Source organism: Enterobacter sp. N18-03635, from assembly GCF_004006055.1.
Classification (GTDB): domain Bacteria; phylum Pseudomonadota; class Gammaproteobacteria; order Enterobacterales; family Enterobacteriaceae; genus Enterobacter; species Enterobacter vonholyi.
Genome location: NZ_CP034769.1, coordinates 3474240 through 3488848 on the forward strand (window position 1 = coordinate 3474240; position 14609 = coordinate 3488848).

A 14609-nucleotide genomic window follows, 5' to 3' on the forward strand; every position below is an offset into this window, starting at 1 on the left:
ACATCTTCGGCGTTGTAAGGTTAAGCCTCACGGTTCATTAGTATCGGTTAGCTCAACGCATCGCTGCGCTTACACACCCGACCTATCAACGTCATAGTCTTTAACGTTCCTTCAGGAGACTTAAAGTCTCAGGGAGAACTCATCTCGGGGCAAGTTTCGTGCTTAGATGCTTTCAGCACTTATCTTTTCCGCATTTAGCTACCGGGCAGTGCCATTGGCATGACAACCCGAACACCAGTGATGCGTCCACTCCGGTCCTCTCGTACTAGGAGCAGCCCCCCTCAATTCTCCAGCGCCCACGGCAGATAGGGACCGAACTGTCTCACGACGTTCTAAACCCAGCTCGCGTACCACTTTAAATGGCGAACAGCCATACCCTTGGGACCTACTTCAGCCCCAGGATGTGATGAGCCGACATCGAGGTGCCAAACACCGCCGTCGATATGAACTCTTGGGCGGTATCAGCCTGTTATCCCCGGAGTACCTTTTATCCGTTGAGCGATGGCCCTTCCATTCAGAACCACCGGATCACTATGACCTGCTTTCGCACCTGCTCGAGCCGTCACTCTCGCAGTCAAGCTAGCTTATGCCATTGCACTAACCTCCTGATGTCCGACCAGGATTAGCTAACCTTCGTGCTCCTCCGTTACTCTTTGGGAGGAGACCGCCCCAGTCAAACTACCCACCAGACACTGTCCGCAACCCGGATCACGGGTCTACGTTAGAACACCAGCCATTAAAGGGTGGTATTTCAAGGACGGCTCCACGCAGACTGGCGTCCACGCTTCAAAGCCTCCCACCTATCCTACACATCAAGGACCAGTGTTCAGTGTCAAGCTATAGTAAAGGTTCACGGGGTCTTTCCGTCTTGCCGCGGGTACACTGCATCTTCACAGCGAGTTCAATTTCACTGAGTCTCGGGTGGAGACAGCCTGGCCATCATTACGCCATTCGTGCAGGTCGGAACTTACCCGACAAGGAATTTCGCTACCTTAGGACCGTTATAGTTACGGCCGCCGTTTACCGGGGCTTCGATCAAGAGCTTCGCGTTACCGCTAACCCCATCAATTAACCTTCCGGCACCGGGCAGGCGTCACACCGTATACGTCCACTTTCGTGTTTGCACAGTGCTGTGTTTTTAATAAACAGTTGCAGCCAGCTGGTATCTTCGACTGATTTCAGCTCCACCCGCAGGGGCTTCACCTACATATCAGCGTGCCTTCTCCCGAAGTTACGGCACCATTTTGCCTAGTTCCTTCACCCGAGTTCTCTCAAGCGCCTTGGTATTCTCTACCTGACCACCTGTGTCGGTTTGGGGTACGATTTCGTGTTACCTGATGCTTAGAGGCTTTTCCTGGAAGCAGGGCATTTGTTACTTCAGCACCGTAGTGCCTCGTCATCACACCTCAGCGTTAAAAAACGACCGGATTTACCTGGTCGTTCCGCCTACATGCTTAAACCGGGACAACCGTCGCCCGGCTAACATAGCCTTCTCCGTCCCCCCTTCGCAGTAACACCAAGTACAGGAATATTAACCTGTTTCCCATCGACTACGCCTTTCGGCCTCGCCTTAGGGGTCGACTCACCCTGCCCCGATTAACGTTGGACAGGAACCCTTGGTCTTCCGGCGAGCGGGCTTTTCACCCGCTTTATCGTTACTTATGTCAGCATTCGCACTTCTGATACCTCCAGCATGCCTCACAGCACACCTTCAACGGCTTACAGAACGCTCCCCTACCCAACAACGCATAAGCGTCGCTGCCGCAGCTTCGGTGCATGGTTTAGCCCCGTTACATCTTCCGCGCAGGCCGACTCGACCAGTGAGCTATTACGCTTTCTTTAAATGATGGCTGCTTCTAAGCCAACATCCTGGCTGTCTGTGCCTTCCCACATCGTTTCCCACTTAACCATGACTTTGGGACCTTAGCTGGCGGTCTGGGTTGTTTCCCTCTTCACGACGGACGTTAGCACCCGCCGTGTGTCTCCCGTGATAACATTCTTCGGTATTCGTAGTTTGCATCGGGTTGGTAAGCCGGGATGGCCCCCTAGCCGAAACAGTGCTCTACCCCCGAAGATGAGTTCACGAGGCGCTACCTAAATAGCTTTCGGGGAGAACCAGCTATCTCCCGGTTTGATTGGCCTTTCACCCCCAGCCACAAGTCATCCGCTAATTTTTCAACATTAGTCGGTTCGGTCCTCCAGTTAGTGTTACCCAACCTTCAACCTGCCCATGGCTAGATCACCGGGTTTCGGGTCTATACCCTGCAACTTAACGCCCAGTTAAGACTCGGTTTCCCTTCGGCTCCCCTATACGGTTAACCTTGCTACAGAATATAAGTCGCTGACCCATTATACAAAAGGTACGCAGTCACACCACGAAGGTGCTCCCACTGCTTGTACGTACACGGTTTCAGGTTCTTTTTCACTCCCCTCGCCGGGGTTCTTTTCGCCTTTCCCTCACGGTACTGGTTCACTATCGGTCAGTCAGGAGTATTTAGCCTTGGAGGATGGTCCCCCCATATTCAGACAGGATACCACGTGTCCCGCCCTACTCTTCGAGTTCACAGCCTGTGTGCTTTCGTGTACGGGACTGTCACCCTGTACCGTGCGACTTTCCAGACGCTTCCACTAACACACAAGCTGATTCAGACTCTGGGCTGCTCCCCGTTCGCTCGCCGCTACTGGGGGAATCTCGGTTGATTTCTTTTCCTCGGGGTACTTAGATGTTTCAGTTCCCCCGGTTCGCCTCGTTAACCTATGTATTCAGTTAACGATAGTGTGACGAATCACACTGGGTTTCCCCATTCGGACATCGCCGGGTCAAAGGTTCATATCACCTCGCCGGCGCTTTTCGCAGATTAGCACGTCCTTCATCGCCTCTGACTGCCAGGGCATCCACCGTGTACGCTTAGTCGCTTAACCTCACAACCCGAAGATGTTTCACTTCTGATTGCGAAAATTTGAGAGACTCGAACACACCATTAAGATGTGTCGTTTCAATTTTCAGCTTGATCCAGATTTTTAAAGAGCAAATATCTCAAACGTGACTCGCAAGTCAGTTTTGAGATATGACGGCAGGTGACTTTCACTCACGAACCAGCAAGTGGCGTCCCCTAGGGGATTCGAACCCCTGTTACCGCCGTGAAAGGGCGGTGTCCTGGGCCTCTAGACGAAGGGGACGTGTAGTCTCAATCGCAAGACGCCTTGCTATTTACTTTTCATCAGACAATCTGTGTGAGCACTACAAAGGCAGGTTCTTTAAGGTAAGGAGGTGATCCAACCGCAGGTTCCCCTACGGTTACCTTGTTACGACTTCACCCCAGTCATGAATCACAAAGTGGTAAGCGCCCTCCCGAAGGTTAAGCTACCTACTTCTTTTGCAACCCACTCCCATGGTGTGACGGGCGGTGTGTACAAGGCCCGGGAACGTATTCACCGTAGCATTCTGATCTACGATTACTAGCGATTCCGACTTCATGGAGTCGAGTTGCAGACTCCAATCCGGACTACGACGCACTTTATGAGGTCCGCTTGCTCTCGCGAGGTCGCTTCTCTTTGTATGCGCCATTGTAGCACGTGTGTAGCCCTACTCGTAAGGGCCATGATGACTTGACGTCATCCCCACCTTCCTCCAGTTTATCACTGGCAGTCTCCTTTGAGTTCCCGGCCTAACCGCTGGCAACAAAGGATAAGGGTTGCGCTCGTTGCGGGACTTAACCCAACATTTCACAACACGAGCTGACGACAGCCATGCAGCACCTGTCTCAGAGTTCCCGAAGGCACCAAAGCATCTCTGCTAAGTTCTCTGGATGTCAAGAGTAGGTAAGGTTCTTCGCGTTGCATCGAATTAAACCACATGCTCCACCGCTTGTGCGGGCCCCCGTCAATTCATTTGAGTTTTAACCTTGCGGCCGTACTCCCCAGGCGGTCGACTTAACGCGTTAGCTCCGGAAGCCACGCCTCAAGGGCACAACCTCCAAGTCGACATCGTTTACGGCGTGGACTACCAGGGTATCTAATCCTGTTTGCTCCCCACGCTTTCGCACCTGAGCGTCAGTCTTTGTCCAGGGGGCCGCCTTCGCCACCGGTATTCCTCCAGATCTCTACGCATTTCACCGCTACACCTGGAATTCTACCCCCCTCTACAAGACTCTAGCCTGCCAGTTTCGAATGCAGTTCCCAGGTTGAGCCCGGGGATTTCACATCCGACTTGACAGACCGCCTGCGTGCGCTTTACGCCCAGTAATTCCGATTAACGCTTGCACCCTCCGTATTACCGCGGCTGCTGGCACGGAGTTAGCCGGTGCTTCTTCTGCGGGTAACGTCAATCGACAAGGTTATTAACCTTATCGCCTTCCTCCCCGCTGAAAGTACTTTACAACCCGAAGGCCTTCTTCATACACGCGGCATGGCTGCATCAGGCTTGCGCCCATTGTGCAATATTCCCCACTGCTGCCTCCCGTAGGAGTCTGGACCGTGTCTCAGTTCCAGTGTGGCTGGTCATCCTCTCAGACCAGCTAGGGATCGTCGCCTAGGTGAGCCGTTACCCCACCTACTAGCTAATCCCATCTGGGCACATCTGATGGCAAGAGGCCCGAAGGTCCCCCTCTTTGGTCTTGCGACGTTATGCGGTATTAGCTACCGTTTCCAGTAGTTATCCCCCTCCATCAGGCAGTTTCCCAGACATTACTCACCCGTCCGCCGCTCGTCACCCAGGAGCAAGCTCCCTGTGTTACCGCTCGACTTGCATGTGTTAGGCCTGCCGCCAGCGTTCAATCTGAGCCATGATCAAACTCTTCAATTTAAGTTTGATGCTCGTGAATTAAACTTCGTAATGAATTACGTATGTTCACTCAGAGACTTGGTATTCATTTTTCGTCTTGCGACGTTAAGAATCCATGTCACTTTGAGTGCCCACACAGATTGTCTGATAAATTGTTAAAGAGCAGTGCCGCTTCGCTTTTCACAGCGGCGCGGGGTGTGCATATTACGCTTTCCCGCTTCAGAGTCAAGCGTTTATTTACGCTGTTCGCTGCTGACCCGGCGGCGTGTGTGCCGTTGTTCCGTGTCAGTGGAGGCGCATTATAGGGAGTAATTCTGAACCTGCAAGGATAAAGTGAAATTTATTTACTGACTGCTCACTTTCCAGGCAAAACCAACTCCAGACCTCAATTTTCGCCTGGTTTTTAAACAAAAACGAGCCGCAAGCGGCTCGTTTTTGCGTTTTGTGACTTACTGCACTGCCACAATGCGATCGTCGTTGGCTTCCAGACGGATAACTTTGCCAGGAACCAGCTCCCCGGAGAGGATCTGTTGCGCCAGCGGGTTTTCGATCTGCTGCTGGATAGCGCGTTTCAATGGACGCGCACCGTACACCGGATCGTAACCGTTCTTACTCAGCAGCTTCAACGCATCGTCGGAGATGTGAATTTCATATCCACGTTCTTCCAGACGTTTGTACAGACGCTGCAGCTGGATCTGCGCAATCGACGCAATGTGTTTCTCACCCAGAGGATGGAATACCACCACTTCATCAATACGGTTGATGAACTCCGGACGGAAGTTATGGCTTACCACCCCCAGCACCAGATCCTTCATGTGGCTGTAGTCCAGTTCACCGAAACGTTCCTGAATCAAATCGGAACCCAGGTTCGAGGTCATGATGACAACCGTATTACGGAAGTCGACCGTTCTCCCCTGCCCGTCGGTCAGACGCCCATCATCCAGCACCTGAAGCAGGATGTTGAACACATCCGGATGCGCTTTTTCCACCTCATCCAGCAGGATGACGGAATAAGGACGACGGCGCACCGCTTCCGTCAGGTACCCACCTTCTTCATAACCCACATATCCCGGAGGCGCCCCGACCAGACGCGAGACGGAGTGTTTCTCCATAAACTCGGACATGTCGATACGCACCATCGCATCGTCGCTGTCGAACATAAAGTTAGCCAGCGCTTTGCACAGCTCGGTTTTACCGACACCCGTCGGCCCCAGGAACAGGAACGAACCAATCGGGCGGTTTGGATCGGACAGCCCTGCACGGCTACGACGAATAGCGTTCGATACCGCCTCAACCGCTTCGTTTTGACCAATCACACGATTGTGGAGATCGTTCTCCATGCGCAGCAGTTTTTCACGCTCGCCTTCTAGCATGCGCGCCACGGGAATACCGGTCCAGCGCGCCAGGACTTCCGCGATCTCGGCATCCGTCACTTTATTACGCAACAGACGCATCGTTTTACCTTCTGACTGCGTCGCTATCTCAAGCTGTTTTTCCAGCTCAGGAATTTTGCCGTACTGCAGTTCTGACATTCGCGCCAGGTCGCCCACGCGTCGCGCCTGCTCAATGGCAATTTTTGCCTGTTCGAGTTCAGCTTTAATGGTCTGCGTACCGGAAAGGGAGGCTTTCTCGGCTTTCCACTCTTCTTCCAGCTCAGAATACTGGCGCTCTTTATCGTCCAGCTCTTCATTGAGCATATCGAGGCGTTTCTTACTGGCTTCATCAGACTCTTTCTTCAGCGCCTGCTGTTCCAGCTTGAGCTGAATGATGCGTCGGTCGAGTCGGTCCAGCTCTTCCGGCTTCGAGTCAATCTGCATACGAATGCTCGACGCCGCTTCATCAATCAGGTCGATCGCTTTATCCGGCAGCTGACGGTCAGCAATATAACGATGCGAAAGCGTCGCCGCCGCAACGATGGCCGGGTCAGTGATCTGTACATGGTGGTGCAGTTCATAGCGCTCTTTCAGACCACGCAGGATCGCGATGGTATCTTCAACGCTTGGCTCGGCAACAAACACTTTCTGGAAACGACGTTCCAGCGCAGCATCTTTCTCAATGTACTGACGGTACTCATCCAGCGTAGTGGCACCGACGCAGTGAAGTTCACCGCGCGCCAGCGCAGGTTTCAGCATGTTCCCGGCATCCATCGCGCCGTCCGCTTTACCCGCGCCGACCATGGTGTGCAGTTCATCGATAAACAGAATGACGTTGCCTTCCTGCTTCGCCAGGTCGTTAAGCACGCCTTTAAGGCGCTCTTCGAACTCGCCGCGGTATTTCGCACCGGCCACCAGCGCGCCCATATCCAGCGCCAGTACGCGACGGCCTTTCAGCCCTTCTGGCACTTCACCGTTCACAATACGCTGCGCCAGCCCTTCAACAATGGCGGTTTTACCGACACCCGGTTCACCAATCAGCACCGGGTTGTTCTTGGTACGACGCTGCAGTACCTGAATGGTACGACGAATTTCTTCGTCACGGCCGATCACCGGGTCAAGTTTGCCCTGTTCAGCACGCTCGGTCAGATCGACCGTAAATTTCTTCAAAGCCTGACGCTGGTCTTCGGCTCCCTGATCGTTCACGCTTTCACCTCCGCGCATGTTCTCAATCGCCTGAGTCACGTTGGCGGTGGTCGCACCGGCGGATTTCAGCAGGTCGGTCAAGGTACCGCGTGATTCAAGCGCCGCCAGAACAAACAGCTCTGACGAAATAAAGTTGTCCCCACGTTTTTGCGCCAGCTTGTCGCAAAGGTTCAGGACGCGCACCAGATCCTGCGACGGCTGAACGTCGCCGCCGGTCCCTTCGACCTGCGGTAAACGGCTCAGCGCCTGATCGATAGCGGTGCGTAACTGGCCAGCATTAATGCCAGCGGACGTTAATAAAGGACGTACCGATCCCCCTTCCTGATTCAGCAAGGCGCTCATTAAATGAAGAGGTTCGATAAATTGGTTGTCGTGCCCCAGTGCGAGGGACTGGGCATCGGCGAGAGCAAGCTGGAATTTATTAGTAAGACGATCCAGACGCATAACTCCTCCCATAACAGGTCAAATTTGCTACTGGAGATTAAATGAGGTCATCCCTCAATTATTCAAGGTTAATGACCTGAATTATGTGAAAAGAAAACGGCACGTGCCGGATCGTCTTGATTCTTTAGGTTATATCAGCCAAATGAAACTTGCCATACGGCCCGTCGTCTTGTCGCGGCGATAAGAGAAAAAATCACCCTTTTCGGTGAATGTACAGCGATCGCCGCCGAAGATCTGCGTTATGCCGACGCTGTTCAGCCGCTGACGAGCAAGCTGGTAAATATCGGCCAGATATTTATCTCCGGAAGGCAGGAAGGCGTCCGCCGCTTGCGGATCTTTAACCATAAAGGCTTCGCGAACCTCCGGCCCCACTTCAAAAGCGCGAGGACCAATGGCCGGGCCAAGCCAGGCCATAATATTGGCGGGCTCATCCTTAAAGCAGGCGACGGTTTCTTCGAGCACGCCTTCACACAGTCCACGCCAGCCCGCGTGTGCTGCTGCCACCTCGGTGCCTGCGCGGTTGCAGAACAGCACCGGCAGACAATCGGCGGTCATTACGGCACAAACGGTTCCCGGAGTATTGCTGTAAGAGGCATCAGCACGTTTAGAAGCATAGGGTTCCCCCGTCAACTTCAGCACCGCCTTGCCATGAACCTGTTCCAGCCAGACCGGTTTTGAAGGCAGGTTCCCCGCAGCAAACAGACGCCTGCGGTTCTCTTCCACGTGTTCCAGGTTATCGCCACAGTGCGCGCCGAGGTTCAACGACTCCCACGCGCCCTGGCTAACACCTCCAGTGCGGGTTGAACTGCAGGCAGCCACGCCGGCAGGCAATGGCCACTCCGGGACAATCAGTTTGGTCATAACCAGTCCACTTGATCCTTATGTTCTTCGAAATCAGCACGCATTGCGTCAATAAGGTCCACCATATCCTGCGGGATAGGCGCATGCCACTCCATCTGAATACCGGTGATCGGATGGTAAAGGCGCAGCATGGTCGCGTGCAGCGCCTGACGATCGAATTTACGCAATACGCTGATGAACTCATCCGACGCGCCCTTAGGCGGACGTGGACGACCACCGTAGACCTGATCCCCCACCAGCGGATGGGTAATGTGGGCCATATGCACGCGGATCTGGTGAGTACGCCCGGTCTCCAGACGCAGACGCAGACGCGTATGAATGCGGAAATGTTCCATAATGCGATAGTGCGTCACGGCGGGTTTACCCATCGGATGCACCGACATATGGGTACGCTTGGTGGGGTGACGGCTGATGGGCTCTTCTACCGTACCGCCTGAGGTCATATGCCCAATGGCTACCGCCTCATACTCACGGGTGATTTCGCGCAGCTGCAGCGACTCCACCAGACGTGTCTGAGCAGGAACGGTCTTCGCCACCACCATCAGACCGGTAGTGTCTTTATCCAGACGGTGCACGATGCCCGCACGCGGAACATCCGCGATCGGCGGATAGTAATGGAGAAGCGCGTTAAGTACCGTACCGTCAGGATTCCCCGCGCCCGGATGAACAACCAGGTCGCGCGGCTTGTTGATTACCAGAATGTCATCATCTTCATAGACGATGTCCAGTGGGATATCCTGCGGCTCGAAGCGGATTTCCTCTTCGATTTCAGCATTGATGGCGACAGCTTCCCCACCTAACACTTTCTCTTTTGGTTTGTCCCAGATCTTGCCGTTTACCATCACGCGCTGGTCAAGGATCCATTCTTTTATGCGTGAACGCGAATAATCAGGGAACAATTCGGCCAAAGCCTGATCTAAGCGTTGACCGAGCTGATTTTCGGAGACTGTTGCGGTGAGTTCTACTCGTTGTGCCATAAACTGCTTCTTCGTTTAACGTTGGGTTTTACGGCTTTGCCGTTTAATATAGTGTGCTATTGTAGCTGGTCTTAATCGGGAGCAGGAACAGAGTTTCTCCCGGACAAACATTTGAGGAAAGTCAAAACGTCATGACGCGCATGAAATATCTGGTGGCAGCGGCCACGTTGAGCCTGGCTTTGGTGGGCTGCTCCGGTTCAAATGAACAGGTCCCTGACAATCCGCCGAATGAAATCTATGCGACTGCACAACAAAAGTTGCAGGACGGTAACTGGAAACAGGCGATAACGCAACTGGAAGCGTTGGATAATCGCTATCCATTTGGTCCGTATTCGCAGCAGGTACAGTTAGATCTCATCTACGCATACTATAAAAATGCCGATCTGCCGCTGGCTCAGGCAACCATCGATCGTTTCATGCGTCTGAACCCGACTCATCCTAACATCGACTACGTGATGTACATGCGCGGCCTCACCAACATGGCGCTGGACGACAGTGCGCTGCAGGGCTTCTTCGGCGTGGATCGTTCCGACCGTGACCCGCAGCATGCGCGTGATGCCTTCAATGACTTCTCCAAGCTGGTGCGCGGCTATCCAAACAGCCAGTACGTGACCGACGCCACCAAACGTCTGGTGTTCCTGAAAGATCGTCTGGCGAAATATGAATACTCCGTGGCGGAATATTATACCCGCCGTGGCGCATGGGTTGCCGTGGTTAACCGCGTAGAAGGTATGCTGCGTGATTACCCGGATACTCAGGCAACGCGCGACGGCCTGAAGCTGATGGAAAATGCTTACCGTCAGATGCAGATGACCGCTCAGGCTGAAAAAGTGGCGAAAATCATCGCCGCGAACAGCAGCAACACCTGATTTTGCCTCAATGCAAAACGGCAGCCCGCTGGCTGCCGTTTTTTTATTCGTTTCTGAGCATCGCTGAAGCGCCTTAGCCTCAACACATCCTGTCAACTATGCCCCCAATTTATGCCTTCTACAAGGTAAATCTCACCTCTTCCTGCCCTGCCTCACAAAAAAGATTCCCTGACAAAAACCGATAAAATAACGTGATCTAAATCACACATTTTGACATTGGGTCGGGTATGCTGGAATCACCAAGACGGAAAGACAAGAGGTAAAATTTATGACAATGAACATTACCAGTAAACAAATGGAAATTACTCCGGCAATTCGCCAGCACGTCGCAGACCGTCTCGCCAAACTGGATAAATGGCAAACTCATTTGATTAATCCACATATCATCCTGTCCAAGGAGCCGCAGGGTTTCATCGCTGACGCAACTATCAATACTCCAAACGGCCATCTGGTCGCCAGCGCAAAACACGAAGATATGTACACCGCTATTAACGATTTGATCAACAAGCTGGAACGGCAGCTCAATAAAGTGCAACACAAAGGTGAAGCCCGTCGCGCCGCAACGTCGGTGAAAGACGCCAGCTTCGCGGAAGAAGTTGAAGAAGAGTAATCCTTTAAATTGAGTGTACCGCCAACGCGCCTTCGGGCGCGTTTTTTGTTTTTTATTGACAGGGTGAAAACAGTACAGGTACTTTAACGGTATCAATCACAGGATGACTTTATGAAACTTACGCCGTTCTTCTTCGCATTCTTTTTTACCTTCCCCTGAACGGGAGGCGTTTCGTCGTGTGATAAAGAATGCGAAGACGAACAACAAGGCCTCCCACACCGGGGGGCCTTTTTTATTGATAACGATAAAATGAGACAGGCAACACTATGACACCGGAAAACCCGTTACTGGATCTGCGCGTAAAAATCAGCGCGCTGGATGAGAAACTGCTGGCGCTGCTGGCCGAACGCCGCGCCCTTGCCGTTGAAGTAGGCAAAGCCAAGCTGGACTCCCATCGTCCGGTCCGTGATATCGACCGCGAGCGGGATCTTCTGGAACGTCTCATTCAGCTCGGCAAAGCGCATCACCTCGATGCCCACTACATAACCCGGTTGTTCCAGCTCATCATTGAAGACTCCGTTCTGACCCAGCAAGCGTTACTCCAGCAGCACCTCAATAAAACCAATCCACACTCTGCGCGTATCGCCTTCCTGGGACCGAAGGGCTCTTATTCTCACCTGGCCGCACGTCAGTACGCTGCACGCCATTTCGAAGAATTTATTGAGAGCGGCTGCGCGAAGTTTGCCGACATTTTTAACCAGGTCGAGACCGGCCAGGCGGATTACGCCGTGGTGCCGATTGAAAACACCAGCTCCGGCGCCATCAACGACGTCTACGATTTGCTGCAGCACACCAGCCTGTCGCTGGTCGGCGAGCTGACGATCCCTATCGATCACTGCGTGCTGGTCTCCGGCTCAACGGACCTGAACACGATCGAAACGGTTTACAGTCATCCGCAGCCGTTCCAGCAGTGCAGCCAGTTCCTGAACCGCTATCCGAACTGGAAAATTGAGTACACCGAAAGCACCTCGGCGGCGATGGAAAAAGTGGCGCAGGCTAATTCCCCCACCGTCGCGGCGCTCGGCAGCGAAGCGGGCGGCGCGCTGTATGGCCTGCAGGTGCTGGAACGCAACCTGGCAAACCAGATGCAAAACATTACCCGCTTCGTGGTGCTGGCCCGCAAGGCAATCAATGTGTCTGACCAGGTGCCAGCAAAAACCACGCTGCTGATGGCCACCGGCCAACAGGCCGGTGCGCTGGTTGAAGCCCTGCTGGTGCTGCGTAATCACAACCTGATCATGACCAGGCTGGAATCACGCCCAATCCACGGTAACCCGTGGGAAGAGATGTTCTATCTCGACATCCAGGCCAACCTGGAGTCCGCTTCCATGCAGAAAGCTCTCCGCGAGCTGGGCGAGATCACGCGTTCCATGAAGGTGCTGGGCTGCTACCCGAGCGAAAACGTCGTGCCGGTCGATCCAATCTAACGTTCGATAAAGCGGCTTTTCTTCATCCCTGCCACGCCCACCGGCAGGGTGAAGATGGCCCCGGATAGCGGATATTTCGCCACCTCCTCCGCATCCATATTCTCCTGCGTGGTGGTAATAAACAGCGTTTTCATATCATCGCCGCCAAAGCAGACCATCGTCGGGCAACGCACCGGCATGCGATATTCTTCCAGCTGCTCCCCTTGCGGTGAAAAACGCGCGATGCGCCAGCCGTCAAACAGCGCGCTCCAGTAACAGCCTTCCACATCCATCGCCGCGCCGTCCGGTATCCCCTCGCCCTCTTTAAACTGACGAAACACCTCGCGCCTGCCGGGTTCGCCCTGCTCATCAAGCGGCGTACGATAGATCACACCGTTTGGCGTATCTGAGGTAAACATCCACTGCTTATCCGGGCTAAACGCTAAGCCGTTATGCCCGTGGATATCGCACTGGATCACCTTCGGCGTCAGGTCGTTGTCGATGCGCATCAGCAGGGCGCCGTTGTAATCTCCCGGCCCCCAGAACGTGCCCGCATAGAAGCGGCCCTGGTGATCGGTACCTCCATCGTTAAAACGCGCCAGCTGCGGGTTAGAGGGGTTATCACACACCTTGCGGCGCAGCAGGCCGTGTTTATCGGTCAGCCAGATACCCGTTCTCATCGCAACGATAAAACCACCCTGCTCGCGCAACGCGAAACAGCCCACCTCCTCGTGGAAAGAGAGTACGGTGTGTTCCGCCGTCGGCAGATGGTAGCGGTGGATCTCTCCTTCCAGAATATCGGCCCAGTAGAGCGCGTGCTCTTCTGCACTCCACGTCGGGCATTCAGGCAAATGCCCGGTGTAATTCAACAGCAGCTGCGGTTCGGCCATGACAGTTCCCCAAAATGAAAAAAGCCAGCGATGCTGGCTTTCAGTATATACATCATCGCATTACTGGCGACTGTCATTTGCCTGGCGCAATAAAGTCCGACTCTCATTCTGGAAACGCTGCGCGTAGTCGCCAAACCAGTGCTCGACCTTGCGGAAGCTATCGATAAACGCCTGCTTGTCTCCGTGCTCCAGCAGCGTAATGGCTTCACCAAAGCGCTGATAGTAGCGCTTGATCAGCGCCAGGTTGTTCTCGGAGGACATAATAATGTCTGCGTAAAGCTGCGGATCCTGCGCAAACAGACGCCCGACCATCGCCAGCTCCAGACGATAGATAGGTGAAGAGAGCGCCAGCAGCTGTTCAAGCTGCACGTTCTCTTCCGCCAGATGCAGGCCGTAGGCAAACGTGGCAAAGTGGCGCAGCGCCTGAATGAACGCCATGTTCTGGTCGTGCTCAACCGCGCTGATGCGGTGCAGTCGTGCCCCCCATACCTGAATCTGTTCCAGGAACCACTGATAGGCTTCCGGCTGACGACCGTCGCAGTAAACCACCACCTGCTTAGCCAGGCTGCCGCTGTCCGGGCCAAACATCGGGTGCAGACCCAGCACAGGGCCCGTATGCGCAGCCAGCATTGCCTGCAGCGGACCATTTTTGACGGAGGCCAGATCCACCAGGATGCAATCTTTCGGTAAAGGAGGCAGCTTCCCGATGATTTGCTCCGTCACGTGGATCGGCACGCTGACGATAACCATCCCGGCATCTCTCATAAGTTCCGGAGCATGCGCCCAGTCCTCTTTTTCCAGAATGCGCACCTGATAGCCAGAAAGCGTAAGCATCTTTTCAAACAGGCGCCCCATCTGCCCAGCACCGCCGACAATCACGACCGGACGCAGGGAAGGACAGAGAGTTTTGAAGCCCTTGTCGTTTTCACTGGAATAGGACTCCCGCATCACGCGACGCAGAACATCTTCAATCAAATCCGGCGAAACGCCCAGCGCCTGCGCCTCTTTACGGCGGGAGGCGAGCATAGAGGCTTCGCGCTCCGGGACGTAAATCGGCAGGCCGTATTTGCTTTTCACCTCACCGACTTCGGCAACCAGCGACATGCGTCGCGCCAGCAGATCCAGCAGCGCCTTATCCACTTCATCAATTTGATCGCGCAGTGCGGTCAATTCAGCAACCATAACTACCC

Annotated in this window: 9 protein-coding genes, 1 tRNA gene, 2 rRNA genes and 1 other annotated feature; of the genes, 4 read left to right on the forward strand and 8 right to left on the reverse strand. The window is 54.0% G+C overall.

Features of this window, described 5'->3' with window-relative positions; genetic code table 11:
* Positions 1-16: 16 nt before the first annotated feature.
* From ELK40_RS17195 to rluD, 6 genes are all read right to left on the reverse strand, one after another.
* Positions 17-2922 (reverse strand): 23S ribosomal RNA (locus ELK40_RS17195).
* A gap of 182 nt (positions 2923-3104) precedes the next feature.
* Positions 3105-3180 (reverse strand) — tRNA-Glu (locus tag ELK40_RS17200).
* Between the two features lie 84 nt (positions 3181-3264).
* Positions 3265-4804, reverse strand: a 16S ribosomal RNA gene (locus ELK40_RS17205).
* The 16S and 23S rRNA genes sit together here with 1 tRNA gene alongside, the layout of an rRNA operon.
* A gap of 428 nt (positions 4805-5232) precedes the next feature.
* Entirely contained in the window at positions 5233-7806 is a 2574-nt protein-coding gene (gene clpB, locus ELK40_RS17210) for an ATP-dependent chaperone ClpB (protein ID WP_045909253.1), read from the reverse strand.
* Between the two features lie 129 nt (positions 7807-7935).
* Positions 7936-8667 carry a purine nucleoside phosphorylase YfiH gene (gene yfiH / locus ELK40_RS17215; RefSeq protein ID WP_127731995.1) on the reverse strand — a complete coding sequence of 244 codons (732 nt, stop codon included), beginning with the start codon at positions 8665-8667 and terminating at the stop codon, positions 7936-7938.
* Positions 8664-9644: a 23S rRNA pseudouridine(1911/1915/1917) synthase RluD gene (gene rluD / locus ELK40_RS17220; protein WP_008502468.1), complete on the reverse strand. Its 981-nt coding sequence runs from the start codon at positions 9642-9644 to the stop codon at positions 8664-8666. Before rluD ends, yfiH begins: the two co-directional genes overlap by 4 nt.
* 131 nt (positions 9645-9775) lie before the next feature.
* Here rluD and bamD point away from each other — a divergent pair, with 131 nt between their 5' ends.
* The 4 genes from bamD to pheA all read left to right on the forward strand — a co-directional run bounded on the left by bamD (position 9776) and on the right by pheA (position 12550).
* On the forward strand, positions 9776-10513 hold the full coding sequence (bamD, locus tag ELK40_RS17225) for an outer membrane protein assembly factor BamD (RefSeq protein ID WP_023308867.1): 738 nt from the start codon (positions 9776-9778) through the stop codon (positions 10511-10513).
* 268 nt (positions 10514-10781) lie between these two features.
* Positions 10782-11123 (forward strand): ribosome-associated translation inhibitor RaiA, encoded by a 342-nt coding sequence (gene raiA / locus ELK40_RS17230; RefSeq protein WP_003863162.1) that lies wholly within the window; start codon positions 10782-10784, stop codon positions 11121-11123.
* A 110-nt stretch (positions 11124-11233) separates the two neighbouring features.
* Positions 11234-11359: a sequence feature (Phe leader region), on the forward strand.
* The gene (gene pheL, locus ELK40_RS17235; RefSeq protein WP_100249759.1) at positions 11235-11282 is read left to right on the forward strand and encodes a pheA operon leader peptide PheL; all 48 of its coding nucleotides are present in this window, start codon (positions 11235-11237) and stop codon (positions 11280-11282) included. Its footprint overlaps the feature before it by 48 nt.
* Positions 11360-11389: 30 nt before the next feature.
* On the forward strand, positions 11390-12550 hold the full coding sequence (pheA, locus tag ELK40_RS17240) for a bifunctional chorismate mutase/prephenate dehydratase (protein WP_127731997.1): 1161 nt from the start codon (positions 11390-11392) through the stop codon (positions 12548-12550).
* Here pheA and ELK40_RS17245 read toward each other — a convergent pair.
* Together ELK40_RS17245 and tyrA are read right to left on the reverse strand one after the other, a co-directional pair.
* The gene (locus ELK40_RS17245; RefSeq protein ID WP_127731999.1) at positions 12547-13419 is read right to left on the reverse strand and encodes an SMP-30/gluconolactonase/LRE family protein; all 873 of its coding nucleotides are present in this window, start codon (positions 13417-13419) and stop codon (positions 12547-12549) included. The genes pheA and ELK40_RS17245 overlap by 4 nt on opposite strands.
* 60 nt (positions 13420-13479) lie before the next feature.
* The gene (gene tyrA, locus ELK40_RS17250) at positions 13480-14601 is read right to left on the reverse strand and encodes a bifunctional chorismate mutase/prephenate dehydrogenase (RefSeq protein ID WP_115876092.1); all 1122 of its coding nucleotides are present in this window, start codon (positions 14599-14601) and stop codon (positions 13480-13482) included.
* Positions 14602-14609 lie beyond the last annotated feature (8 nt).

Excerpts from the sequence above, each read along its gene's own strand:
- clpB (WP_045909253.1), bottom strand. The coding sequence starts at position 7,806 with ATGCGTCTGGATCGTCTTACTAATAAATTCCAGCTTGCTCTCGCCGAT.
- yfiH (WP_127731995.1), bottom strand. The coding sequence starts at position 8,667 with ATGACCAAACTGATTGTCCCGGAGTGGCCATTGCCTGCCGGCGTGGCT.
- rluD (WP_008502468.1), bottom strand. The coding sequence starts at position 9,644 with ATGGCACAACGAGTAGAACTCACCGCAACAGTCTCCGAAAATCAGCTC.
- bamD (WP_023308867.1), top strand. The coding sequence starts at position 9,776 with ATGACGCGCATGAAATATCTGGTGGCAGCGGCCACGTTGAGCCTGGCT.
- raiA (WP_003863162.1), top strand. The coding sequence starts at position 10,782 with ATGACAATGAACATTACCAGTAAACAAATGGAAATTACTCCGGCAATT.
- pheA (WP_127731997.1), top strand. The coding sequence starts at position 11,390 with ATGACACCGGAAAACCCGTTACTGGATCTGCGCGTAAAAATCAGCGCG.
- ELK40_RS17245 (WP_127731999.1), bottom strand. The coding sequence starts at position 13,419 with ATGGCCGAACCGCAGCTGCTGTTGAATTACACCGGGCATTTGCCTGAA.
- tyrA (WP_115876092.1), bottom strand. The coding sequence starts at position 14,601 with ATGGTTGCTGAATTGACCGCACTGCGCGATCAAATTGATGAAGTGGAT.